Below are 22458 nucleotides of genomic sequence, written 5' to 3'. Positions count from 1 at the left end.
ATAACGGGAGAACAACAGATGAATTCATGTGTCGCGGCGAGAGAGGCCATCGCGCCTGCAAAACCCGCCTGGCGAGCGGTCTATTCACTGGGGCTGGGAGTGTTTGGGTTGATTACGGCAGAGTTTCTGCCCGCCAGTTTGCTGACGCCGATGGCAGCGAGCCTGGGGGTAAGTGAGGGGATGGCCGGTCAGGCCGTAACCGCCACCGCACTGGTGGCGCTGGTCACGGGATTGCTGATCACGCCGGCCACCAAGAACATCGACCGCCGCTGGGTATTGATGTTTTTCTCCGTGCTGCAAATCATCTCCAGCCTGCTGGTGGCTTTTGCGCCCAGCCTGCACGTCCTGCTGATGGGGCGATTGCTGCTGGGGGTTGCCATCGGCGGATTCTGGGCGATGTCGACGGCCACGACGATGCGTCTGGTTCCTGCGGATAAAGTGCCGAAAGCGCTGGCGGTGATCTTCTCCAGTGTATCAATTGCCACCGTAGTTGCTGCCCCACTGGGAAGCTATCTGGGTAGCCTGATCGGCTGGCGTAACGTCTTTATTCTCTGCATTCTGCCAAGTATGCTGGCGCTGCTGTGGCAGCTCTGGGTGCTGCCTTCCATGAAACCGGAGAGCAGCGGTAGCCTGAGTACGCTGTTCCGGGTGCTGCGTCGTCCGGGGATGATCGGCGGCATGCTGGCGACCATCCTGATCTTCAGCGGCCACTTTGCCTTCTTTACCTACCTGCGTCCGTTCCTGGAAACAGTAGGTCAGGTAAGCGTTGAGAGTATTTCACTGATCCTGCTGGGTTTTGGACTCGCCAATTTTGTGGGCACCTCTGTCGCCGGGCACCTGCTGGCACGTAATCTGCGCCTGACGCTGGCGCTGGTACCGTTTGCGATGGGCGTACTCGCCCTCACGATGGTGGCGTTTGGTCATCTGGCGATGCTGGATGGATTCCTGGTTGCGTTGTGGGGCTTTGCGTTTGGTCTGGTTCCGGTGGGCTGGTCAACCTGGCTTGCTACCACCGTTCCGGATGAAGCCGAAAGTGCAGGGGGGCTGCTGGTGGCCTCAATTCAGCTGGCAATCAGTGCGGGTGCGGCCGGGGGCGGGGCGGTATTTGACCTCAACGGTGCCAGCGGCGTATTTGCCGGAAGTGGTTTCCTGCTGGTGACGGCGATGGTGATTGTGTTTATGGGTGTAAAAGTTAAAGCAGAGTGAGTGCTTTCCCTCTCCTTTGGGAGAGGGACTTATCGGGTGTCCATCGTTCTATGCTGTCGCTCTTTCATTCCAGGTGTCTTTAAACATGATGTTCCCTTCGCAATATTTCCATTCAATTGATTCATAGCGGAGTTCGACTTCTTCCATGTGCGCACTCGCGATACCTAATGGATGCAATACTGGCGAAATCCTCGTTATCTTGACGTTTTCCAAAGTGATATGGAAGTATTCGCGCTCAATACCGGCGTCATCGATTTTATACATTTTTATTAATGCAGATTTGAATGTTTTGCCTGTGCATACAGCACGACATAAATAGGGTGTGATGCGGTCTATTTCCTTTTCAAAGGTAATTGGAACATGAAGGCGTGTCCCTGTCAGCTTTCCCGTGTTGGAACAGGTGGGGATCCAGACCGAGTGGTTAAACGATTTTAGTTCGGTAGAGCCCAATCTTGTAGGCATTAAACATTCACCAATAACGGGCGCGTTATTTTCATCAGTAAACCATATATGTGCTGGAGTAGGCATATTTCATTCCTTTCCCTGGTAAAAAAAGACAATTGAGTAAACGACGAGCACAATGACGCCAATGATTCCCATTGCAGTCAGGTCATCTTCGATGTAATTCACGACTAGCATGGCAAGAATAAGGATAAATAATACTATCCCATAACCTAAAATATCGTTGATGATATCTTTAATAAAGCTTGTAAAAAATTGCTTGAAAAATTTGCTTATGGATTTCCACATTATTTCATCATCGCTTTCAAAGCATCAATGATTTCATGAGAGGATGCAGTATTTATATTAAGATAACCAGATTTCATTATTACAGGTTCTACCAGAAAGTACATCATTTCGAGATCTTCCATATATAGTGCATGGTAAAATTGTGGACAGAGATTTTTCAGGTTATTTGCGCTATCTGCGGCATGCTGAACTATTGCATAAGCATTTAACGCCGCCAGACCCCAGCCAGTTTTGTTCGCAATTTTTTTCATTAAAGCGTTTTGAACGGCTGTATTTACTTTGTTGCCATAACAGATATAGGATGCCAGGGCATAAACTAAACCATTTTTAGATATCACTCTAACTGAATAGTTGGATGTAAAAGGTGTGACTTTTTCGAGAATATATCTTATTTCATTTTCACTCTTGTTTTTAAACAATGTCATTATGTATATTTTAATTATACGGGAAATGAGATCTCTTTTCTTGATTAACTGTATAATACCAAGCAAAAATCTTTGATCTTCTGAAGCCAAACGTTTACAGACATCCTGGTAATTGTCTGTAAAGCAAGATGTATAATAAAGCAAGCGCGTGGTAGCATCACCAAGATTGTTTAAATATTCTATAGCACCATCCTTTACTCCCGCGACGGCGCGATCGAGTCTTACTGCGAGGTCCTTATCGGATCCAATTATTTCTATAATTTCCTTGCTGTAATACATAATATGTTCCTGTTGTGTACAGGGTTTATCATGGTCTACGTTATCGTCTAAGGACAGTGATCGTACTCTCAATTTTAAAAGTAAAATAAAGAATAACTACTAACCTATTATCTAAGTTAATCGATGCTTATTTATAATTGATGCGATGAATTGGAACTTGTTGAATCTTAATAAGATTATCTTGAATTATATATTCAGCGAGGAGAGGGTGATATTACAGAATGATGACATAATTTGCAGACCGGGTAAGCGTAAGCGCCACCCGGCATTAAGGTAAGATTTACAACCCTTTCTTATCCATCCACAAAGCCAGATCTACCAGGCGGTTTGAGAATCCCCACTCGTTGTCATACCACGCCAGGATCTTCACCATATTCCCGCCAATCACCAGCGTGGAAAGCCCGTCGATAATTGAGGAGCGTGGGTCGCCCTGGTAATCGCTGGAGACCAGCGGTTCATCGCTATATCCCAGAATGCCTTTCAGTGGCTCGCTGGCGGCAGCGTGACGAAACGCGTCATTCACCTCTTCAACAGTCACGTTACGGCTTAGCGTTACCGTTAAATCCACAATCGATACCACCGGAACCGGCACGCGCAGGGAGTATCCGGTCAGTTTACCGTCCAGGGAAGGGATGACTTTCCCCAGCGCTTTTGCCGCACCGCTGGAGTACGGGACAATTGACAGTGCTGCAGCACGTGCTCCACGCAGATCCTTTTCAGGCTGATCATGCAGCGCCTGACTGTTGGTATACGCATGTGTTGTGTTCATTAGCCCATGCTCAATCCCGAACTGTTGATGCAGCACTTGCGCAGCGGGAGCCAGGCCGTTAGTGGTACAACTCCCGTTGCTTACGACAACATGCAGGGCCGGATCGTACTGCTCGTGATTGACCCCCATGACTATCGTCAGGTCATCGTTTTTCCCGGGAGCGGAGATGATAACGCGCTTAGCACCACCGTGGGTGATATGCACTGCCGCTTTTTCCCGTTCGGTAAAGAAGCCGGTGGCCTCAATCACCACGTCAACGCCGGCATCACGCCACGGAATATTCGCCGGGTCGCGTTCGCTGTATACGGTAATTCGTTGACCATCCACCTGCAACGCGCCGTCAGCTGCTTCAACGGGAACCGGCAGGGTACCGAGAAGGGAATCGTGTTTGAGCAAATGGGCGAGGGTTTTGCTGTCCGTCAGATCGTTAATGGCCACAATCTGCAGATCCGCATTACCCAGCGCCGCGCGCAGGAAATTACGTCCGATACGGCCGAAACCGTTAATACCGACCTTAACCATGGTGCACTCCTTATCTCTGTTGTCTGGAGTCACTGTAGGCGTCAGGCCGGGTGGCGTAAACGACAAAAAAAGATCAGATTACGCCATCTTCCGGCAATGAAAGCGCTGGCGGTACTCGCCCGGAGTGAGGTGGAGTTGTTTCTCAAACACGCGTCGCAAATTAATACTGCTGCCAAACCCGGTTCGCTCAGCAATAAGCTCAAGGGGATCCCGGGTCTGCTCCAGCAGTTGTCGGGCGGCAGCCAGACGCGCTTCAGTGACGTAGCGGGCCGGAGAAACCCCTGTCTCACGGGTAAACACACGGGTGAAATTGCGCGGACTCATCGCCGCTTTTCCGGCCAGATTTTCCACGCACAGGTCTTCCGTGAGGTTTTGCAGGATCCAGGTTTGCAACGCACTGAGCGGGCCAGAATCACCGGGTTGCTGAAGGCTATAACGGCTGAACTGCAGTTGCCCACCGGGGCGGCGCAGATACATCACCATATCCTGCGCCACGTCGCGGGCGAGGGTAAAGCCATAGTCATCTTCCACCAGCGCCAGAGTCAGATCGAACCCGGAACTTACGCCGCCAGAGGTCCAGACAGGACCATCCTGAACATACAGCGGACCACTTTCGACCCTGATATCCGGATACTGGGTTTGCATTGTTTCCAGCAGCCGCCAGTGGGTGGTCGCGCGACGACCATCGAGCAATCCCGTCTGGGCAAGTAGCATCGCACCGCCACAAATTGACGCGATCCGCCGCGCATGCGGCGCAGCAAGGTGCAACCAGTCCACCACGGCGGTACTTTCCTGTTCGTTCATACCGCGACCGGTGATGATAATCGTATCCAGCGGTTCACGCGGATCCAACTCCGGCAGACGGTAGTCCGCCAGCAGATTCAGGCCAGACTGACCGTGGATCACCTGGTGGGGCTGAGTCGTGGCGATGATAATGCGATAGCGGGGATGAGAAATACCTTCCGGATGCAGTCGATTGGCCTGCATCAGAATGTCAGCGATACCGGCGGCTTCAAACAGCATGCCGCCGTCGGGAACAATAATCAGGATTTTCTTCATGTCTTGAAAAGTACCTTTATTGCAGAATAAGTCAAGTGGCGGAGCCTGCCCACGTTTCTGGCAAAGCAATGCGATTTAAGTTCTTTGTTATTTCAGACGTTATCCGCGATCGTCAGGGCACTGTCTCTGGCGAAACGGCGTCTGAAGGAATGGGTAATCGAAGCTCCCTCTATTTACATCCACAACATCGTAATCACATCCACCGTCTCGCGTCGGGATTCCTGTGGCGAAGCGAACTGCCCACGTGGCTATTGATCATCACTATTTATGCAGGCTGGTTTGCCACGCTGACGTTCTGGCAAACGCTCGGCCTGCTGCCCGCCACGCTGCTGCTCATCGGGTTTACCGCCTGGTACATGTCCCTGCAGCATGAGCTGATCCACGGACACCCCACGCGTTTTGCCTGGCTTAACCAGCTGTTTGGCACGCTCCCGCTGGCGGTCTGGTACCCGTACGGCCTGTACCGGGACTCCCATCTTGCCCATCATCGGCACCATAGCCTGACCCATCCGGTGGATGACCCGGAGTCGTACTATTTTACGCCGGAGAGCTGGGCGCGCTTCTCCCCCTGGCAGAAGCGCGTGATCCAGGCGCGTAATACCTTTACCGGGCGGATAGTGCTAGCGCCGCTGCTGGATATCGTTCAAACACTGGGCAGCGCCGTGGCGGCATTTCGTCATCTTCAACTGCGGGCAATATCAATGTGGCTGCTTCACGTTTTGCTGCTGGTGGCTCTCTTCGCCTGGATGACGCAGACCGGCTTTTCACCCGTCTGGTTTGTACTGGCGGTCAGTTATCCGGCGCTGGCGCTGACCAAGGTTCGATCGTTTTTCGAACATCGCGCGGCGGATGACCCGCTCGCACGTTCCGTCATTAACGAGGCCGGGCTGTTCTGGCGGGTACTGTTTTTGAATCTCAACTACCATTCAGTACATCATGATTTACCGGGCGTGCCCTGGTATGGACTGAAGACGATCTACCAGCAAAACCAGGATGCGTATCGGCTGCGAAATCGTGGTTTTCTCGTTATGGGCTATGGCGAATGGTTCCGCCAGTTCTGGAGCAGACCCGTTAACGTTACCGTTCATCCGGGGAGCCAACAAAGGACAAATGATGAGTAACCTGCTGGCATTTCCCATGTATGCCGTGGATCAAGCCAATACCCGCGCGCTTTGGCTAACGGTAAAGAGGTTGCTGGTCGCACGTGGTGTGTCCGTTGACCGTGTCCCCGGCTGGCCGGAATCCAATCTGCTGACCCACTGGCAACAGCCTGAGCTTATCCTCAGCCAGACCTGTGGTTATCCGTTGGTGACGTTGCTACCGGACGTGCAGGTGGTCGGCTGTTTTCACTACACCGCTCCGGGCTGCGAGGGGATCCAGTACCGCAGTTTTCTGGTAGTGCGTGCGGAGGATCGGCATCTCGCGCTGGCTGATTTTCGCGGTCGTCGCGCGGTCTGTAATTCCGCGGACTCGCAGTCCGGCTACCGTGCGCTGCGAAAAAAAGTGGCTGACGACAATTTTTTCTCACAAACAACATTCAGCGGCAGCCATCGCCAGTCGCTGATTGATGTCAAACGCGGAGAAGGTGATATCGCGGCCATCGACTGTGTGACCTGGGCGCTGCTCCAGCGTCACGAGCCGGAACGGCTTGAGGGGCTCGCGGTCATTGACCGTACCCCTTTGACGCCGGGGCTGCCGCTGATCACCTCGCATAACACCTCGCCTGAAACGCTTAACGCCATTCGCGATGCGCTCCGCGCGCTGGTGGAATCACCGGAAAATCGGGACGTTTGCAACGCGGTGTTGATCGGCGGTTTTAGCGTGGTGACACGCCAGGCTTACGCTTCATTGTCTGCCTGAAAAATCTCCTGAGCGTCAGTAAAACAGCGCAGCGCCAGCGAGGAGACGGGCTTCTGTCTGCGCATAATCAGGCCGACGGGCGCCTCAATGTTTGCATCGGCGATGGGGACTATCCTGAAATTGCTGTTCAGGTCTTCCAGCCCGTTGTTCAGCGGCATCACGGCGCAGCACACGCCGCTCTGCACCGCCTGAATGATCTGGAACGTGGAGTCGCTTTCAAAAACAGATTTGGGTTCGATCCCTGCTGCGTTAAAGCTGGCCTCCATATGCGCCCGGTAGTGCATCCCTTTGGTCAGGAACCCCAGCGGAAAATCCATCAGGTCGCGCCAGGTCAGCGTGTCCTGATCCAACTGAAAGTGACGCGTATCGTGCAGCAGGCCCATCTTCGTTTTTGGCAGCTGGATAATGTCAAACAGGCTGGTGTCGATGCTGTTGAGGTAGCATATACCCAGCTCAAGCTGATTGCGGCTGACGCCATCGGCGATCTGTGCCGAGGACATGGAATAAAGGCTGTAAGTCAGCTCCGGGTATTTTTGCGTCAACAGGCGGATAAAGGTCATCGGGTCCACGCTCGCCAGCGGGACCATTCCCAGGCGTAACTCACCCACCACCTGGCCTTTGCACAGCGCGGCTTCGGCCTGTAACCCGTCGTGGGCAGCAAGCAAGGCATGCGCCCATGCCAGAATGCGTTCACCTTCCGGTGTAAAGCCTTCAAAGCGCTGCCCGCGCACAATCAGCACCAGCCCAAGCTCCTCCTCCAGGCTGCGGATGCGCATGGAGAGCGTCGGCTGGGTGATGTTGCACTGCGAGGCCGCCTTACCAAAGTGGCGGGTCTGATCGAGCGCGATCAAATATTTTAGCTGTTTTATATCCATCGTTTACTCGGCGCGAACAGCCTTACAGCATGCGGATCTCTTTCGAGCGCAGGGTGATGCGAACCGGAACCGATTTATAGGACGGCGTACCGCTGTCCTTATCCAGATAATCGAGTGGAACCAGCACGTTGGCTTCCGGGTAGTACGCCCCGACAGATCCCTGTGCGATGCTGTATGCCACAACGGTAATATCTTCCAGACGCTGAACACTGCCGGGGAGGGCGGTTTCGATATCCACGCGATCGCCGTGTTCCAGCCCGGCCTGTGCCATATCATCTTCATTCATAAACAGCACATCCCGGCGGCCAAAAACGCCACGGTAGCGATCGTCCAGGGCGTAAATGGTGGTGTTGTACTGATCGTGGCTGCGCAGCGTGATCAGACGCAGAACATGCTCTCCTTCACCACTGGCATTTTCATGCACGCCGTCGAATATTGAGAACATCGCTTTGCCCGTTGCGGTTGGCCAGATACGTTTCGTTGGCGGTAGCGGCATGCGGAAGCCGCCGGGAACGCGGATCCGCGCATTGTAGTTCTCGAACCCCGGAATGGTTTGCTCGATGAGATCGCGGATGCGGTCGTAATCCTCAATCAACGTCATCCAGTCCACGCGAGTTGTCTGCAGAGTGGCTTTCGCCATGCCGGCGACAATGGCCGGTTCAGCCCGCAACAGTGGAGAAGCAGGCTTCAGCTTGCCTGAAGAGGCATGCACCATCGACATGGAATCTTCGACGGTAATGGACTGACGCCCGGTGGCCTGGACATCCAGTTCTGTACGACCAAGACACGGTAAAATAATCGTCTCTTTACCGACCAGCAGATGGGTACGGTTGAGCTTGGTCCCGACGTGCACACTCAGTTCGAGTGACCCCATCGCCGGAAAACCGCGCTCGTGATCGGGCATCGCGACGGCAAAATTACCGCCGAGGCAGATGAGCGCTTTCGCGCGGCCGTCGATCATGGCTTGCGTTGCCTGCACCGCATCATGGCCGTGGTGGGAGGGGGGCTCAAACCCAAAAACGTCTTTCAGACGCTGCAGAAATGCCGGTGTCGGCTTCTCGCTAATCCCGACGGTGCGGTTCCCCTGCACGTTTGAATGACCGCGCAGAGGGCAGATCCCCGCGCCGGGTTTGCCAATATTGCCGCGTATCAGCAGCAGGTCAGCAATCAGCCGGACGTTAGCCGTGCCTTTATTGTGCTGGGTAATCCCCATCCCGTAGGTAATGATGGTGGCACTGGATTTCGCATAGGCGTCGGCCACGCTTTTAAGGGCCGCCTTGCTTAGCCCTGACTCTCGCTCGATCTCGTCCCACTGCGTATGGGCAATATCGGCAGCAAAGTCCTCAAAACCCTGGGTGTGCTCGGCAATAAACGCGTGGTCGAGCACGTTACCGCGTTCGGCCTCCATGTGCAGAAGGTGTTTAGCAATACCTTTTAACGCGGCGGCATCGCCTCCGGCCTTCACCTGGAAGTAAGTCGACGCGATATCTGTCGAGCTGTAGGTCGCCATTTCAATGACGCTTTGCGGGTCAGCAAAACGTTCCAGAGCGCGTTCGCGTAGCGGGTTAAAGACGATAATCGGCACGTTGCGACGCGCAAGCTCATGAAGGGTACCCATCATCCGTGGGTGGTTAGTCCCGGGGTTGTGACCGATGGAGATCACCAGCTCTGTTTTATCGAAATCATCCAGTGAGACGGTACCTTTCCCGATACCAATCGAGCGTGGCAATCCGACGCTGGTGGCTTCGTGACACATATTCGAACAGTCGGGGAAGTTATTGGTACCGTATTCACGTGCAAAGAGCTGGAACAGGTAGGCCGCTTCGTTGGAGGCGCGCCCGGAGGTATAGAACTCAACCTGATCCGGATCGAGCTCGCGCAGGACCTCACCGATGCGTTGAAACGCCTCGTCCCATTCAACAGGCCTGAAAGTATCGCTTGCCCGGTCATAGCGCAGGGGATGTGTCAGACGGCCGTATCCTTCCAGTTCAAAGTCAGACTTAGCCAGCAGTGAGGTAACTGTGTTTTCGGCCAGAAACGCCGGGGTGACACGTTTGCTGGTCGCTTCCCAGGTCACCGCTTTCGCGCCGTTCTCACAAAACTGGAAGGTCGATTTGTGTTCTTTATCAGGCCATGCACAGCCCGGACAGTCAAAGCCGTCAGGCTGGTTGGTACGCAGCAGCGTCGCGGGAGCATCAAAGGTATCCATTTGGGTACGTACCGCAATGGCGGTGGCTTTTAACGCCCCCCAGCCTCCGGCAGGACCGTCATAGTGCCTGATTCCGGGAACTGAGCGTCTTTTCTTGTTCATACCAACTCCTGACTCGTTAACTCATACACCGTCGGACCAGTAAAACCACTGTGGGAGGCAATAAGCGCAAGCAATGATCGGCACGTGTATCAATGCACACGGTGTTGCAAAGCGCTTTATCTTAAATACCTCTTTATTACAGTGATTTATCAACGATGTAATCTAAATATTTAAAGAAATTATAACGAAATTTTATCATTTTGATAATAAATCTTATCTATCACACATTCGGTGGGATAGATGACGCAGAAAGAAAAAATGATGTAGCAGCGGTAAAACTTCATATGAAAGTCGGGAAGGGTGAGCTAGCGGTAAACCTCAGCGTAAGTTGGTTTAGAGAAAAATCAGAACATTCTGGCAGCATAAAAGTTTACTCATGCTTAATTGTTAATTCATTCAATTGATGTCTGAATAGACAGTTATCACCATACAAAATACAAACTTATTTTGGGGTGTGAAATTAACCGTCTGCCAATGACCGAATTAATCTCATTTAAGGTGCCCTGCCGGAAAAAATAAACATACTCTATCGATGCAACAAATAATTCATAATGAATATATTCATTGCAAACCGAAAATAAACGAAATTCTACTAATTATGGTAGTGGTGAAAATAGGGCTTCTGCGTTAATGCAACTGGTTCTCTTTTGTGTTTTTCTTTTTTTAAAACAAGTAGTTGTGTTGGTTGTTTGCCTGGTAATTAGCTCATTGAGACTGCGCCACTTTGTTTGTCAGATTAATCCTATAATGCGCCATGTGCTTCATTAACCATCACTTGCGGGGCGTTAAATATTGAATTGATGCGAAGCTCATGTAAACTTGCTTGCTGTTTGTCAAAATATGTCAGGAAGACACTGGGCCTTATTCTGAAGGGCTCGTGCGGTAGCTATGCCCTTAAAATAGTCACGTCCCGAAAATATCCTGCATGTTTTAACTTTTGTACTTAAAACAAACTTCATTCCCTCATCTTCATCATCGAAATATCGCTACGGAAAAGCATATGAAAATGCGCGTACTGTTTTCACTTCTGTTTGTAATGGCGGTGGCGGGCTGTAAAGCGCCGCAGAAACCTGTGATCAACGACGATACGATCGTGACTAGCCAGGTCAACGGCGTCACCTTAACCCACCGTCACGCCGTTACCCCCCCAGCAGAATTCACCCAACTCAATGAGCCGTATCGTGCCATGTATCCGGCATCCGTGATGAGCCGTCCTGACTTTGGCGGAAAGGTTATCCGTACGCTGGAAACCGGAAAAACCTACGTGGTGCTGGGGCAGGTTGAACACTACTGGATGGCGCTTGCCGATGAAGGACAAGACCAGCTGATTGGTTACGTGCCGATGCGCGCCGTTATCAAGGCCGATCAGTACGACGCGGCCGTGCGTAAACAAGCCATTCGTCCTAAGTCACGTAAAAAAGCAACCTGTGTCGATGTTGATGGCAACAGCAAAGCCTGCAAAGACAGCGCTAACGGTACCTGGATCCTGAACTAAACGGCTTTTATGAGCGTGTTTTTATGAATAATAAAAATTTTCATCGGCTGTGGTTGGTCTTTTACGCGGTGGTTTTCACCCTTGTCAGTGGTTGTACGTCGTCTTCACACAGCGACCCTTCCCGCTACAATCTGCAGTTTCAGGCTCATCCACAAATCAATGAATCTGCGCCGCTTAAAGTCCGGGTACTGTTGTTGAAATCCGATGCGGATTTCATGTCCAGCGACTTCTATTCCCTGCAGAACAACGCGTCAGCAACGCTTGGCGCGAATCTGCTGAACAGCGATGTGTTCTTCCTGATGCCAGGACAGCTGTCGAAAACCCTCAGCGGACAAAGCTCTCCGGAGGCCCGCTATATCGGTGTGATGGCGGAATATCAAATGCTGGATGGAAAAAAATGGCGCGTTTCAATCCCTCTGCCTGTGCCAGGCGAAAATCATCTCTATCAGTTCTGGAAATGGTCCGCGGATGAACTCCAGGCCAACGTTTTTCTCGACGTGAATGGCATTCGTGTCATCAGTCAGTAACGCGCGTTAAAACAGGAAACACATCATGACGAAAGCAGAAAAGGTCGTCTGGACCGAAGGCATGTTCCTGCGTCCACACCATTTTCAGCGGGCTGAAAGCTATCTGCTCAACCATGTTCGTGAATGGGGTGCGCTACAGCGGTCCTATCTCTGGGGCTTTCTGGACGTTGAACTCGATGAAGCCATCCTGCGTCAGGGATGCATTGCCCTGAGCTACTGCAGCGGGTTGCTGCCGGACGGCACCTTTTTCCAGGTGCGTAACGGGCGCAACGGGCCTGCACCGCTGAAAATCCCGGACAACCTCACCAATGAAAAGGTGGTGCTCGCACTGCCGGTTCGCCGTGGCGAGAGAGAAGAGGTGATTTTTAGCGAAGAGCAGGCCTCTCTGGCGCGCTTCATCGCTTTTGAGCAAGAGGTAGAAGACGATAACGCCATGTCGGTGGGGGATGCCACCGTCCAGTTTGGCCGTCTTCGTCTGACCCTGATGCTGGAAAAAGATCTGACAGCAGAATGGACCGCCATCGGCGTGGCGGCAGTGACCGAGAAACGTAACGATAACCTCGTGCGACTCGATAACAGCTACATTCCGCCAATGCTGAACGCCAATAACAGCCCGCAGATCTACAGCATGATCAACGATCTGCACGGCTTACTGGTGCAGCGCAGTCAGCAGATTGGCGGTCGTCTGCGTCAGCCTGGCCGCTTTAACACCTCTGAACTGATCGAATTTACGCTGTTATCGCTGGTGAACCGCCATCTGGGCGAGGTTTCTCACTTAAAAACGCTGCCGCTGCTGCACCCGGAAACGCTCTGGCGCAGCTGGCTGCCGTTTGCCACCGAACTCGCCACCTGGACCTCGCAACGTCACGCCGAAAACGTACTACCGATTTACGATCATGACGATCTCGCGAACTGCTTCAGTAAGTTGATGCTGATGCTGCGTCAGGGGCTGTCGCTGGTGATGGAAGATCACGCGATTCAGCTGCCGCTTAACGAACGCTCTCACGGTCTGAACATCGCTACGGTGCCTGAAACCAGCATGGTGCGCGAGTTTGGTTTCGTACTGGCGGTAAAAGCCAGTGTGCCAGGCGAACACCTGCAAACCTATTTCCCTGCCCAGATGAAGATCGCGCCGGTATCGAAAATCCGCGATCTGGTCCAGTTGCAACTGCCTGGCATTATGCTGCGCGCCATGCCGGTTGCGCCACCGCAAATCCCATGGCATGCGGGCTACAGCTACTTTGAGCTGGAGAAAGGCAGTGAGCTGTGGCACGAGATGGATAAGTCCGGTGCATTTGCCCTGCATCTTGCAGGGGAATTCCCGGGGCTGGATATGGAGTTTTGGGCCATCCGTAGCCCGACAGAATAATATAGCGAGCGCTAAATATGCAGGAACGACAGGATACCGGCAGTGATGCCGCGATTACCGGAGCCAGTAGTAACAATCCGCTGGTGGCGGCCGCTAATCCGCTGCTCAATGCGATTCCGCAGATCCGTCATTCGGTGTCTCATGACGATCAGGTGGCATTACGCCAGCGTCTGATCGATGAAATTCGCCGTTTCGAAGTCCGCTGTCAGCAGGCTGGCCTCGCCTATGAGGTGATCGTCGGGGCACGTTACTGCCTGTGTACGGCCCTGGATGAAGCGGCTGCGCTGACCCCCTGGGGAAGCAGCGGCGTCTGGTCAAGCAACGGTCTGCTGGTGACGTTTCATAACGAAACCTGGGGCGGCGAGAAATTCTTCCAGCTGATGGCGCGCCTGTCGCAGAACCCGCGTGAACATATTCTGCTGCTGGAGATGATCAATTACTGCCTGCTGCTTGGCTTCGAAGGACGTTATCGGGTGCTGGATAATGGCCGCACCCAGCTCGAGACGATCAAGCAGCGGCTGTGGCAGATGATCCGCGGCGTGCGTGGAAGCTATCCGCCACCGCTTTCTCCCCATCCGGAAGATCGCCCGGTGCTGCGCAAACTGTGGCGTCCGATGGTGCCGCTCTGGGCTTGTGTCGCGCTGGCCGGGTTTATCGCCTGCCTGTTCTACATCGTCCTTAACTGGCGTCTTGGCGACAACACCAGCCCGGTGCTGGCGAAGATTTACCAGTCCCAGCTGCCGGAAACCACCATCCAGCAGCCAGCTCGCCAAGTACCTGCGGTGTTAAACCTGCGCGGCTTCCTGAAGCCTGAAATCGAGGCGGGCCTGGTCGCGGTGAAAGACGAAGCGGACCGCAGCGTTGTTATCCTGAAAGGTGATGGGCTGTTTGCCTCTGCTTCCACCGTTGTGCGTGACCGCTATGAACCGGTGATTAACCGTATTGCGCAGGCGATGAATAACGTCAGCGGCAAAATTCTGGTGGTGGGCTACAGCGACAACGTACCGATCCGCAGCGCGCGCTTTGCTTCTAACTATGAACTGTCTCTGGAACGTGCCCGCTCGGTACAGAAAATGCTGCAGGGAAGCCTCTCCCGGCCCGATCGTGTAAAAGCGGAAGGGCGGGGCGAAATTAACCCGGTGGCGCCGAACACGACGCCTGAAAATCGCGCCCGTAACCGCCGTGTGGAAATTACTCTGCTGGTGTCGCCTGAAAATACACAGGCTGAGCTGAACGGATTGCCGCAAGGAAACTAAGGATGCTGACTACACTTCTTTCCATTTTGACCAACCGCATTCTGTGGAGCTTCCTCGGCGTAACGGCGCTTGCGGCGGTGATCTGGATGATCGGTCCCCTGTTGTCCATCGTGGACACCCGACCGCTTGAGTCTGAACAAAACCGCATTATCAGCATCGCTGTGGTCTATCTGCTCTGGGCGCAAGGCCATATCCTGCCGCGGTTGTACAATGCCTGGCTGAACCGCAAGCTGATGGACAAGCTCAATGAGAACACGAGCAAACCGGAAGCCGCGGATCCGCAGAAACGACTGAACAGCGAGGAGCAGATCCTCGCCAGCCGTTTTGATGAAGCCGCGCAGATGCTGAAAAAAGCGCACTTCAGCAAAGCGGGGCAGAGTGCCCAGTGGACGCAGCGCTTCAGCACGCAATATCTGTATCAACTGCCGTGGTACGTCATTATTGGCGCACCGGGCTCCGGTAAAACCACGGCGCTGGTCAATTCCGGGCTGCAGTTCCCACTGGCCGATCGTTTCGGTAAGACCGCATTGCGCGGTATTGGGGGGACACGTAACTGCGACTGGTGGTTCACTAACGAGGCGGTGCTGCTGGATACGGCGGGTCGCTATACCACTCAGGAGAGCGAGCAGGTACAGGATGCCGGAGAATGGCTGGAATTCATGGGGTTACTGCGTAAGTATCGCCGCCGCCAGCCGATCAACGGTGTCATCATCACTATCAGCATTTCTGACCTTCTCACCCAGTCTGCCGAGGCGTCCCGCCAGCAGGCGGTGAATCTGCGTCAGCGTCTGTCTGAGCTGCATGAACAACTGGGCATTCGCTTCCCGGTGTACGTGATGGTAACCAAGGCTGACCTGCTTAAAGGCTTCCGTGCATGGTTTGCCGACTACGACAAAGCCCAGCGCGATCAGATCTGGGGCTTTACGCTGCCGTGGGAGCAAACCAGACACGCCGATTACGACCTGATGGGCAACTTCCAGCAGGAGTTTTCTCTGCTGCAGCAGCGCCTGGACGCCGGGCTGCCGGAAACCATGCTGAAAGAGCATGATGCAAAAACGCGCGCCGAAGCCTATCTCTTCCCGCAGGAATTTGCCGCGCTGCGTCCGCTGCTGGCGGACTACCTGAGCACGGTCTTCGCCCGTTCGAATTTCGAAACCGAGTTTTCCCCGCGCGGGATCTACTTCGCCAGCGGGACGCAGGAGGGCATGCCGTTCGACCGCGTGGTGGGCGAACTGAACCGCGCGCTCTCTTTACCTGAAGGTGCCGAGGGCGATAGCTGGGATGCAGTCAGCAAAGAGGCACCCATTCCAGGAGCGAAAGGCCAGAGCTTTTTCATCAAGAATCTGCTGCAAAACGTCATTTTCCAGGAGGCCGGTATTGCCGGAGAAAACCGCTGGTGGGAACTGCGCAACCGGGCGGTGATCTGGTCCGGCTATGCAGCACTACTGTCTCTGCTGGTGATCCTCGGTGGACTGTGGCTGACCAGCTACGCCAAAAACAAGGCGTATCTGGAAGAGGTCGATGCGAAGGTGCCGCTGCTTGATCAGCAGAGTAAAGCGTTACAGAACCAGCCTCAGCGTGACCTGTTTGATCTGCTGCCGCTGCTCAATGGTCTGGTGGACCTGCCGAAGAGTGACGCGTTTGATGTAAACGATCCGCCAGTATCCCGCCGTATGGGTCTTTATCGTGGGGATGACGTCAGTGATGCATCGCAGTCTCTGTACCAGAAAGCGCTGGATCAGATGCTGCTGCCTGCCGTCGCCATGCACATCACCACCTGGCTTCGTAACGACAACGGCAGCGATGTGGAATACAGCTACGAAGCGCTAAAAGCCTATCAAATGCTGTATCAGCCGAAGCGCTACGACGGCAAATTCCTGCATTCGTGGGTGATGCTCAATCTGCAGCGCAACCTGCCGCAGAACGTCACGAAGGCGCAACTGCAACAGCTTGAATGGCATCTTACGCAACTGCTGGAACCGAAAATTCAGGCCTCCCCGTATGCCCAGGACGAATCCCTGGTTACCCGCGAAAGAGCGCTGATCAACCAGCAGCCGCTCTCCACCCGCGTATATGGTCGTCTGAAGCGTCTGCTGGAACATGATGAAAATCTGAAGCCGGTTTCTCTTACCGACCTGGGAGGACCGCAGAGCGAACTGGTGTTTTCACGTAAAAGCGGCAAGCCGGTGAGTGAGGGTGTGCCGGGGCTTTATACCCCGGACGGCTACTGGAAAAGCTTTAACGGCCAGATTGACAGCGTCACCACCGCCCTGCATGAAGACGATGCCTGGGTGCTGGGAGCCGCCACGGCGCAGGAAGATAAAAAGCAGATCGATAACGCCGTGCGCCAGCTCTACATGCGAGACTTTATCGCAAACTGGGATCCCTGGCTCGCCGACATTCAGCTTAACAACAGTGCCGACCTTTCTCAGCGTATCAATACCGCACGCCTGCTTTCTGGCACAAACTCGCCGCTGCGCCGTCTGGTGCTGAGCCTGAGTCAGGTACTGAGGCTTTCTCGTGATGTGCCAGCAGCAGACAATGCTGGTAAAGCGCAGGATCAGAGCAACCGTGCTACCCGCACGCTGGAAGCGCTGTTCAGCAACAATGACAATACCCCGACGCAGGCTGCCGTGGTCACGCAGGCGCCGGAACAGCTGGTGACCGACCACTACGCCCCGCTGATTGAGCTGGCGCAGCCGCTGGAGAAGGGCGGGAAGACCATCGTCTTTGATGACTTTCTTAAGCAGGTGGACGAGCTTTATCGTTACCTGACCGCCGTCCAGGATGCCGCCAACAGCGGTATGCCGGCACCGGGTGGTGAGGCGATCAGCCGTCTGCAGGCCAGCGCCGGTCGCCTGCCGGGCGGGCTGCAAACCATGTTCAGCAACATGGCGGTGGGGGCCAGCAGTGATACCCAGCGCCGCGATCTGGACAATGTGCGTAAGCGGATCAATGTCGAAGTGGGCGGATTCTGTCGTCAGGCGATTGCCGGTCGCTACCCGCTGGTACGCAGCGCCAGCACCGAGGTCACTCCTGACGATCTCGCGCGTATGTTTGCGCCGGGAACCGGGCTGATGGACGCCTTCTTCCGCGACAATCTGACCAATAAAGTGGATACCACGCAGGCAAACTGGCGCTTTATGCCGGGCATTGACGGCAAAACGCTGCCGGGAAGCGAAGGGCTGCTGAGACCGTTCCAGCAGGCCCAGTCGATCCGTGATGCTTTCTTTGCTAATGGCGCCACGACCCCGTCTTTCAAAGTGACGGTCCGCACCGTCCGAATGGATAACACCATTCTGAACCTGACGCTGGACGTTGATGGCCAGCAACTGCGCTACAGTCATGGTCCTCAGGCGGTGCAGATCATGAACTGGCCAGGACCAGGTGGTACCAATCAGGTTCGTATGCAGCTGGGGCTGGCGAATGGCAGCACGGCAACGCTGGTGACCAACGGTGCCTGGGCGCTAAACCGCTTTTTCGATAAAGCGAGCACCAGCCCGGGGGCAGGTAGCCTGAGCCGCCAGGCCACGTTCAACGTCGACGGACATCAGGTCACGCTGGAGTTTGCGCCAAACAGCATTCGCAACCCGTTCCAGCTTCCTCGTTTCTCATGCCCATAACCGCAAGGACAGCCGTATGACGAATACCCCTGCGATGAACCGCTACAGCTGGTATGGCAAGTTACCCAGCGCCGGAGATTTTTTGCAGCGTCGCTTTCCTGACACTTTACAGCGCCAGTGGTCACACTGGTTCCAGGTTGGCCTGCTGGCCTGGCAGCAGGAAGAGCAGCGCAGCGGCGAGCGCCAGTTTCACAAAGCGCCGGTCTGGAATTTTGTTGTCCCCCCGATGCTGGGTAGCCAGATGATCCAGATGGGCTGTCTGCTGCCCGGCCGCGACAGCGTTGGTCGACAATACCCGGTTTGCCTTCAGCTGAGCTTCGCCCCGACAGAGTGGTCGACGAGCCTGCTCAGCCAGGCTGAAAGCTGGTATCAGCAGATTGGGCGCCTGGGTTTGCACGCGGTGCGCAATAGTTTTTCCGCCTCACAGCTGGATGAGATGCTGATGACCATTCCGGCGCCGCAGCCCGTTGAGCCGCAAAAGCGTTCTGACATCCTTGATGTGATTGGTTATGACGAAGACGGTCAGAACACGCTGGGCTGGCCCCAGGCCGCGGAATGCTTTGATCCGCTGCGCCAGACCAGCTACTGGTGGACTAACCGCTGCGATGGTTATCCGCTGTACACCCATGTTCACAGCGGTAACTTTACCGGGCAGCTTTTCACCCTGCTGTTCGACCCGGCAGGGGGTGCCCGCCCGGGCCGTCACGGTCTCTATCCGCCCATGTTTGAATAAGCAGGGAACTCATGAATATCGAAGAATTTCTCGCACCAATAAGCCCCGACAAGCCCTGCGGCGAAAACCTGGAGTACGACGCTGACTTCCAGATCATGAATCAGGCAAGTCTTGGGAAAGCAGAACAGCAGTTTGGCGACACCATTATCCCGGCAGAGCCTGCTGACTGGAACACGGTAGAAAAGTTCGCCACCAGCCTGCTGACCCGCACCAAAGATCTTCGCGTACTGCTGGCACTCACGCATGCCTGGACCCGCCGTCGCGGCCTGGCAGGTTACGCAGACGGGTTATTACTGGTGCAGGAGGCTATCAGTCGTTACTGGGAGCCGCTTTATCCGCTGCTGGAAGAGTATGGCGAAACTGATCCGTTCTATCGCATTAACGCTCTGGCCGCGCTGAGCGATAAATCTGATCTCACCGTCGCCGTGCGTAACGCTTCGCTGCTGCGTTCAAACGGCGATGAAATTTCGCTCCGGGATGCCCAGGCGCTGCTGGATGGCAGCAAGACCGAATGTCCGGATTATCCGGGTGGCCGTCCACGACTGATTGACGAACTGGCTCGCGGCGACCAGCCAGGTACCGCCGCGGTTATCGTCATTCACGAACGACTGCAGGCCATTCGCGATCTCCTCACCGGGTATCTCGGTGAAAGCGGCGTACCCGAAATGGAGCAGCTGCTGAAAACTGTGGGGCTGGTCGCCGGCGCGTGTCAGGTGACCGACATCAGCAAGCTGCTGCCAAACCGTGAAGCGCAGGTTGAACAACAAGCTGAGCAGCAACAGGTGACAGCACAGCCCGTTCAGCAGGTCACCGACTGGCGCAGTGTGCAGGTCACCAGCCGCGCCGACGCGCAGCTGATGCTGGAAAAAGCGAAGCAGTATTTTGCGCAGTACGAACCGAGCCACCCTGCGCCGCTGATGATTGAACGGGTACAGCGGCTGTCAGAACTCAACTTTATGGACATTATTCGCGACCTGGCGCCGGACGGCGTTAACCAACTGGAAAACATCTTTGGACGCCGCGAATAACGCGTCCAGGCATTATGACGACAGGCATGGAGCCTGCCGTTTCAACTTCACCGCGCATCTTTGATGGAGAACATCATGGCAATGAGTAACAGTGGGCAGAAATTCATCGCACGTAACCGTGCCCCCCGCGTGCAGATTGAGTACGACGTAGAGATCTACGGTGCAGAACGTAAAATTCAGCTGCCGTTTGTGATGGGCGTCATGGCCGATCTGGTCGGCAAACCGGTTGAAAACCTGCCGGCCGTCGACGAGCGTAAATTCCTCGAAATCGACATCGACAACTTTGACGAACGCATGAAGGCACTTAAGCCGCGTGTGGCGTTCCAGGTGGATAACACCCTGACCGGCGAAGGCAAGCTCAATGTCGATCTGACCTTTGACAGCATGGACGACTTCCTGCCGGATGCGGTGGCCCGCAAGGTTGAACCGCTGAACAAGCTGCTGGAAGCCCGTACACAGCTCTCCAACCTGCTGACCTACATGGACGGCAAAAACGGTGCGGAAGAGCTGATCGCGAAAATTCTCCAGGATCCGACGCTGCTCAAATCCCTGAGCCAGTTGCCGAAAAATGACGAAAGTGCGAAAGGTAGCGAGGAATAATCGATGAGCAACCAGACTCAACAACATGAGCAGCAGGCGGGTCAGGCGTTCAGCCAGGATGAATTCAGCGCGCTGCTGAACAAAGAGTTCCGCCCGAAAACCGATCAGGCGCGTTCCGCTGTAGAAAGCGCGGTCAAAACCTTGGCGCAGCAGGCGCTGGAAAATACCGTCACTTTCTCCAACGACACCTACCGCACCATTCAGAACCTGATCGCCGGTATCGATGAGCAGCTGTCGCAGCAGGTGAACCAGATCATTCACCACGACGAGTTTCAGAAACTGGAAAGCGCCTGGCGCGGTCTGAGCTACCTGGTGAACAACACTGAAACCGACGAGATGCTGAAGATCCGCTTTATGAGCATCTCCAAGCAGGAGCTGGGCCGCACCCTGAAACGCTATAAAGGCGTGGGCTGGGACCAGAGCCCGATCTTCAAGAAAATCTACGAGCAGGAGTACGGCCAGTTTGGTGGTGAGCCGTTTGGCTGCATCGTTGGTGACTACTACTTCGACCACAGCCCGCAGGACGTTGAGCTGCTGGGTGAAATGGCGCGCATCGGCTCTGCGGCGCACTGTCCGTTTATCACCGGTACCGCACCGGGCGTGATGCAGATGGAATCCTGGCAGGAACTGGCTAACCCGCGCGACCTGACCAAGATCTTCCAGAACACCGAATACGCCGCCTGGCGTTCACTGCGTGAATCCGAAGATGCCCGCTATCTGGGTCTGGTGATGCCACGCTTCCTGTCACGTCTGCCGTATGGCATTCGTACTAATCCGGTCGACAGCTTTGACTTTGAAGAGCAGACCGACGGCGCGAACCACAACAGTTACTCCTGGGCGAACGCGGCGTATGCGATGGCTGCCAACATCAACCGTTCTTTCAAAGAGTACGGCTGGTGCACCTCGATTCGCGGCGTGGAGTCCGGCGGGGCGGTAGAAAACCTGCCATGCCACACTTTCCCGAGCGATGACGGCGGTGTGGACATGAAATGTCCGACTGAGATCGCCATCAGCGATCGTCGTGAAGCCGAGCTGGCGAAAAACGGCTTTATGCCGCTGGTTCACCGCAAAAACTCCGATTTTGCGGCCTTCATCGGCGCGCAGTCTCTGCAGAAACCGGCCGAATACCACGACCCGGATGCCACCGCCAACGCGCGTCTGGCCTCTCGTCTGCCGTACCTGTTCGCCTGCTGCCGCTTTGCGCACTACCTGAAGTGCATTGTGCGCGACAAAATCGGCTCCTTCCGCGAGCGCGAAGAGATGGAACGCTGGCTGAACGACTGGGTAATGAACTACGTAGACGGTGACCCGGCCAACTCCTCTCAGGAGACCAAATCCCGCAAACCGCTGGCGGCTGCCGAAGTGCAGGTGCAGGAGATTGAAGACAACCCGGGCTACTACGCCGCGAAGTTCTTCCTGCGTCCACACTACCAGTTGGAAGGTCTGACCGTTTCCCTGCGTCTGGTTTCAAAACTGCCGTCGCTGAAGACGAAAGACGCGTGATTAAGGAGCATGCACAGACAGCCCCCTCTCCCTTGAGGGAGAGGGTTGGGGTGAGGGGGAAAATACGGCTACGGTGGTTATTCCGTTTTCCTCAAAAATAATTGTCTGTATGTGTTCAATTTTAATTCCGGCTAATGCTGGGTTTAGTAATAAAGACTTCACATTCTTTCCGTTTATTCAAGGGGAATGTAAGACTGTCAAATGACACGGGTCATTTGATGTGAGGCAGAGGTAAAATATGGACGGTTTTATTCAGCCCCATGCTTTC

General features: G+C 54.7%; 18 protein-coding genes. 12 read left to right on the top strand and 6 right to left on the bottom strand.

From position 1 onward, the window contains the following. The first annotated feature begins 18 nt into the window (after positions 1 to 18). The gene (locus LCD46_12915) at positions 19 to 1206 is read left to right on the top strand and encodes an MFS transporter (protein UOY69002.1); all 1188 of its coding nucleotides are present in this window, start codon (positions 19 to 21) and stop codon (positions 1204 to 1206) included. A gap of 48 nt (positions 1207 to 1254) precedes the next feature. Here LCD46_12915 and hcp read toward each other — a convergent pair whose 3' ends face one another. The 4 genes from hcp to LCD46_12895 form a co-directional block, all read right to left on the bottom strand. Continuing rightward, positions 1255 to 1734 carry a type VI secretion system tube protein Hcp gene (hcp, locus tag LCD46_12910; GenBank protein ID UOY69001.1) on the bottom strand — a complete coding sequence of 160 codons (480 nt, stop codon included), beginning with the start codon at positions 1732 to 1734 and terminating at the stop codon, positions 1255 to 1257. A 221-nt stretch (positions 1735 to 1955) separates the two neighbouring features. Further along, positions 1956 to 2660, bottom strand: coding sequence for a hypothetical protein (locus LCD46_12905; GenBank protein ID UOY69000.1), 705 nt, complete (start codon positions 2658 to 2660; stop codon positions 1956 to 1958). Between the two features lie 280 nt (positions 2661 to 2940). Further along, positions 2941 to 3951 (bottom strand): type I glyceraldehyde-3-phosphate dehydrogenase, encoded by a 1011-nt coding sequence (gene gap / locus LCD46_12900; protein ID UOY68999.1) that lies wholly within the window; start codon positions 3949 to 3951, stop codon positions 2941 to 2943. Between the two features lie 78 nt (positions 3952 to 4029). Beyond that, positions 4030 to 5010 (bottom strand): GlxA family transcriptional regulator, encoded by a 981-nt coding sequence (locus LCD46_12895; protein ID UOY68998.1) that lies wholly within the window; start codon positions 5008 to 5010, stop codon positions 4030 to 4032. A 149-nt stretch (positions 5011 to 5159) separates the two neighbouring features. Between LCD46_12895 and LCD46_12890 the strand changes: the two genes are divergently transcribed. Both LCD46_12890 and LCD46_12885 read left to right on the top strand, forming a co-directional pair. Continuing rightward, the gene (locus tag LCD46_12890) at positions 5160 to 6131 is read left to right on the top strand and encodes a fatty acid desaturase (protein ID UOY72960.1); all 972 of its coding nucleotides are present in this window, start codon (positions 5160 to 5162) and stop codon (positions 6129 to 6131) included. Then, complete coding sequence (locus tag LCD46_12885; protein UOY72959.1) at positions 6124 to 6870, top strand: PhnD/SsuA/transferrin family substrate-binding protein; 747 nt, start codon at positions 6124 to 6126, stop codon at positions 6868 to 6870. Before LCD46_12890 ends, LCD46_12885 begins: the two co-directional genes overlap by 8 nt. Here the strand turns inward: LCD46_12885 and LCD46_12880 are convergent. Next, positions 6849 to 7745 (bottom strand): LysR family transcriptional regulator, encoded by an 897-nt coding sequence (locus LCD46_12880; GenBank protein ID UOY68997.1) that lies wholly within the window; start codon positions 7743 to 7745, stop codon positions 6849 to 6851. The two genes, LCD46_12885 and LCD46_12880, sit on opposite strands and share 22 nt — an antisense overlap. A 22-nt stretch (positions 7746 to 7767) precedes the next feature. Then, positions 7768 to 10056 carry an FdhF/YdeP family oxidoreductase gene (locus LCD46_12875; GenBank protein UOY68996.1) on the bottom strand — a complete coding sequence of 763 codons (2289 nt, stop codon included), beginning with the start codon at positions 10054 to 10056 and terminating at the stop codon, positions 7768 to 7770. 1000 nt (positions 10057 to 11056) lie between these two features. Between LCD46_12875 and LCD46_12870 the strand changes: the two genes are divergently transcribed. From LCD46_12870 to tssC, 9 genes are all read left to right on the top strand, one after another. After that, positions 11057 to 11551: an SH3 domain-containing protein gene (locus tag LCD46_12870; GenBank protein ID UOY68995.1), complete on the top strand. Its 495-nt coding sequence runs from the start codon at positions 11057 to 11059 to the stop codon at positions 11549 to 11551. Between the two features lie 23 nt (positions 11552 to 11574). Next, on the top strand, positions 11575 to 12078 hold the full coding sequence (gene tssJ / locus LCD46_12865) for a type VI secretion system lipoprotein TssJ (protein UOY68994.1): 504 nt from the start codon (positions 11575 to 11577) through the stop codon (positions 12076 to 12078). A gap of 25 nt (positions 12079 to 12103) precedes the next feature. Next, positions 12104 to 13447 (top strand): type VI secretion system baseplate subunit TssK, encoded by a 1344-nt coding sequence (tssK, locus tag LCD46_12860; protein ID UOY68993.1) that lies wholly within the window; start codon positions 12104 to 12106, stop codon positions 13445 to 13447. Between the two features lie 17 nt (positions 13448 to 13464). After that, positions 13465 to 14703 (top strand): DotU family type VI secretion system protein, encoded by a 1239-nt coding sequence (locus LCD46_12855; GenBank protein UOY68992.1) that lies wholly within the window; start codon positions 13465 to 13467, stop codon positions 14701 to 14703. Between the two features lie 2 nt (positions 14704 to 14705). After that, entirely contained in the window at positions 14706 to 18326 is a 3621-nt protein-coding gene (gene tssM, locus LCD46_12850) for a type VI secretion system membrane subunit TssM (protein UOY68991.1), read from the top strand. Between the two features lie 16 nt (positions 18327 to 18342). Continuing rightward, a complete protein-coding gene (tagF, locus tag LCD46_12845) occupies positions 18343 to 19059 on the top strand; it encodes a type VI secretion system-associated protein TagF (protein UOY68990.1) in 717 nt (238 codons plus the stop codon). An 11-nt stretch (positions 19060 to 19070) separates the two neighbouring features. Next, positions 19071 to 20087 (top strand): type VI secretion system protein TssA, encoded by a 1017-nt coding sequence (gene tssA, locus LCD46_12840; GenBank protein UOY68989.1) that lies wholly within the window; start codon positions 19071 to 19073, stop codon positions 20085 to 20087. Between the two features lie 75 nt (positions 20088 to 20162). After that, a complete protein-coding gene (gene tssB, locus LCD46_12835) occupies positions 20163 to 20687 on the top strand; it encodes a type VI secretion system contractile sheath small subunit (protein ID UOY68988.1) in 525 nt (174 codons plus the stop codon). Positions 20688 to 20690: 3 nt separating this feature from the next. Continuing rightward, on the top strand, positions 20691 to 22190 hold the full coding sequence (tssC, locus tag LCD46_12830) for a type VI secretion system contractile sheath large subunit (protein UOY68987.1): 1500 nt from the start codon (positions 20691 to 20693) through the stop codon (positions 22188 to 22190). Positions 22191 to 22458: the final 268 nt, after the last annotated feature.

It is taken from the genome of Enterobacter ludwigii, assembly GCA_023023105.1.
Lineage (GTDB): Bacteria > Pseudomonadota > Gammaproteobacteria > Enterobacterales > Enterobacteriaceae > Enterobacter > Enterobacter adelaidei.
Note: the sequence above shows the minus strand (reverse complement) of the source record. Positions and strands in the feature narration are given on the sequence as shown.

Coding starts and splice junctions, on each gene's coding strand:
- LCD46_12915 (UOY69002.1), top strand. CDS start 19: ATGAATTCATGTGTCGCGGCGAGAGAGGCCATCGCGCCTGCAAAACCC.
- hcp (UOY69001.1), bottom strand. CDS start 1,734: ATGCCTACTCCAGCACATATATGGTTTACTGATGAAAATAACGCGCCC.
- LCD46_12905 (UOY69000.1), bottom strand. CDS start 2,660: ATGTATTACAGCAAGGAAATTATAGAAATAATTGGATCCGATAAGGAC.
- gap (UOY68999.1), bottom strand. CDS start 3,951: ATGGTTAAGGTCGGTATTAACGGTTTCGGCCGTATCGGACGTAATTTC.
- LCD46_12895 (UOY68998.1), bottom strand. CDS start 5,010: ATGAAGAAAATCCTGATTATTGTTCCCGACGGCGGCATGCTGTTTGAA.
- LCD46_12890 (UOY72960.1), top strand. CDS start 5,160: ATGGGTAATCGAAGCTCCCTCTATTTACATCCACAACATCGTAATCAC.
- LCD46_12885 (UOY72959.1), top strand. CDS start 6,124: ATGAGTAACCTGCTGGCATTTCCCATGTATGCCGTGGATCAAGCCAAT.
- LCD46_12880 (UOY68997.1), bottom strand. CDS start 7,745: ATGGATATAAAACAGCTAAAATATTTGATCGCGCTCGATCAGACCCGC.
- LCD46_12875 (UOY68996.1), bottom strand. CDS start 10,056: ATGAACAAGAAAAGACGCTCAGTTCCCGGAATCAGGCACTATGACGGT.
- LCD46_12870 (UOY68995.1), top strand. CDS start 11,057: ATGAAAATGCGCGTACTGTTTTCACTTCTGTTTGTAATGGCGGTGGCG.
- tssJ (UOY68994.1), top strand. CDS start 11,575: ATGAATAATAAAAATTTTCATCGGCTGTGGTTGGTCTTTTACGCGGTG.
- tssK (UOY68993.1), top strand. CDS start 12,104: ATGACGAAAGCAGAAAAGGTCGTCTGGACCGAAGGCATGTTCCTGCGT.
- LCD46_12855 (UOY68992.1), top strand. CDS start 13,465: ATGCAGGAACGACAGGATACCGGCAGTGATGCCGCGATTACCGGAGCC.
- tssM (UOY68991.1), top strand. CDS start 14,706: ATGCTGACTACACTTCTTTCCATTTTGACCAACCGCATTCTGTGGAGC.
- tagF (UOY68990.1), top strand. CDS start 18,343: ATGACGAATACCCCTGCGATGAACCGCTACAGCTGGTATGGCAAGTTA.
- tssA (UOY68989.1), top strand. CDS start 19,071: ATGAATATCGAAGAATTTCTCGCACCAATAAGCCCCGACAAGCCCTGC.
- tssB (UOY68988.1), top strand. CDS start 20,163: ATGGCAATGAGTAACAGTGGGCAGAAATTCATCGCACGTAACCGTGCC.
- tssC (UOY68987.1), top strand. CDS start 20,691: ATGAGCAACCAGACTCAACAACATGAGCAGCAGGCGGGTCAGGCGTTC.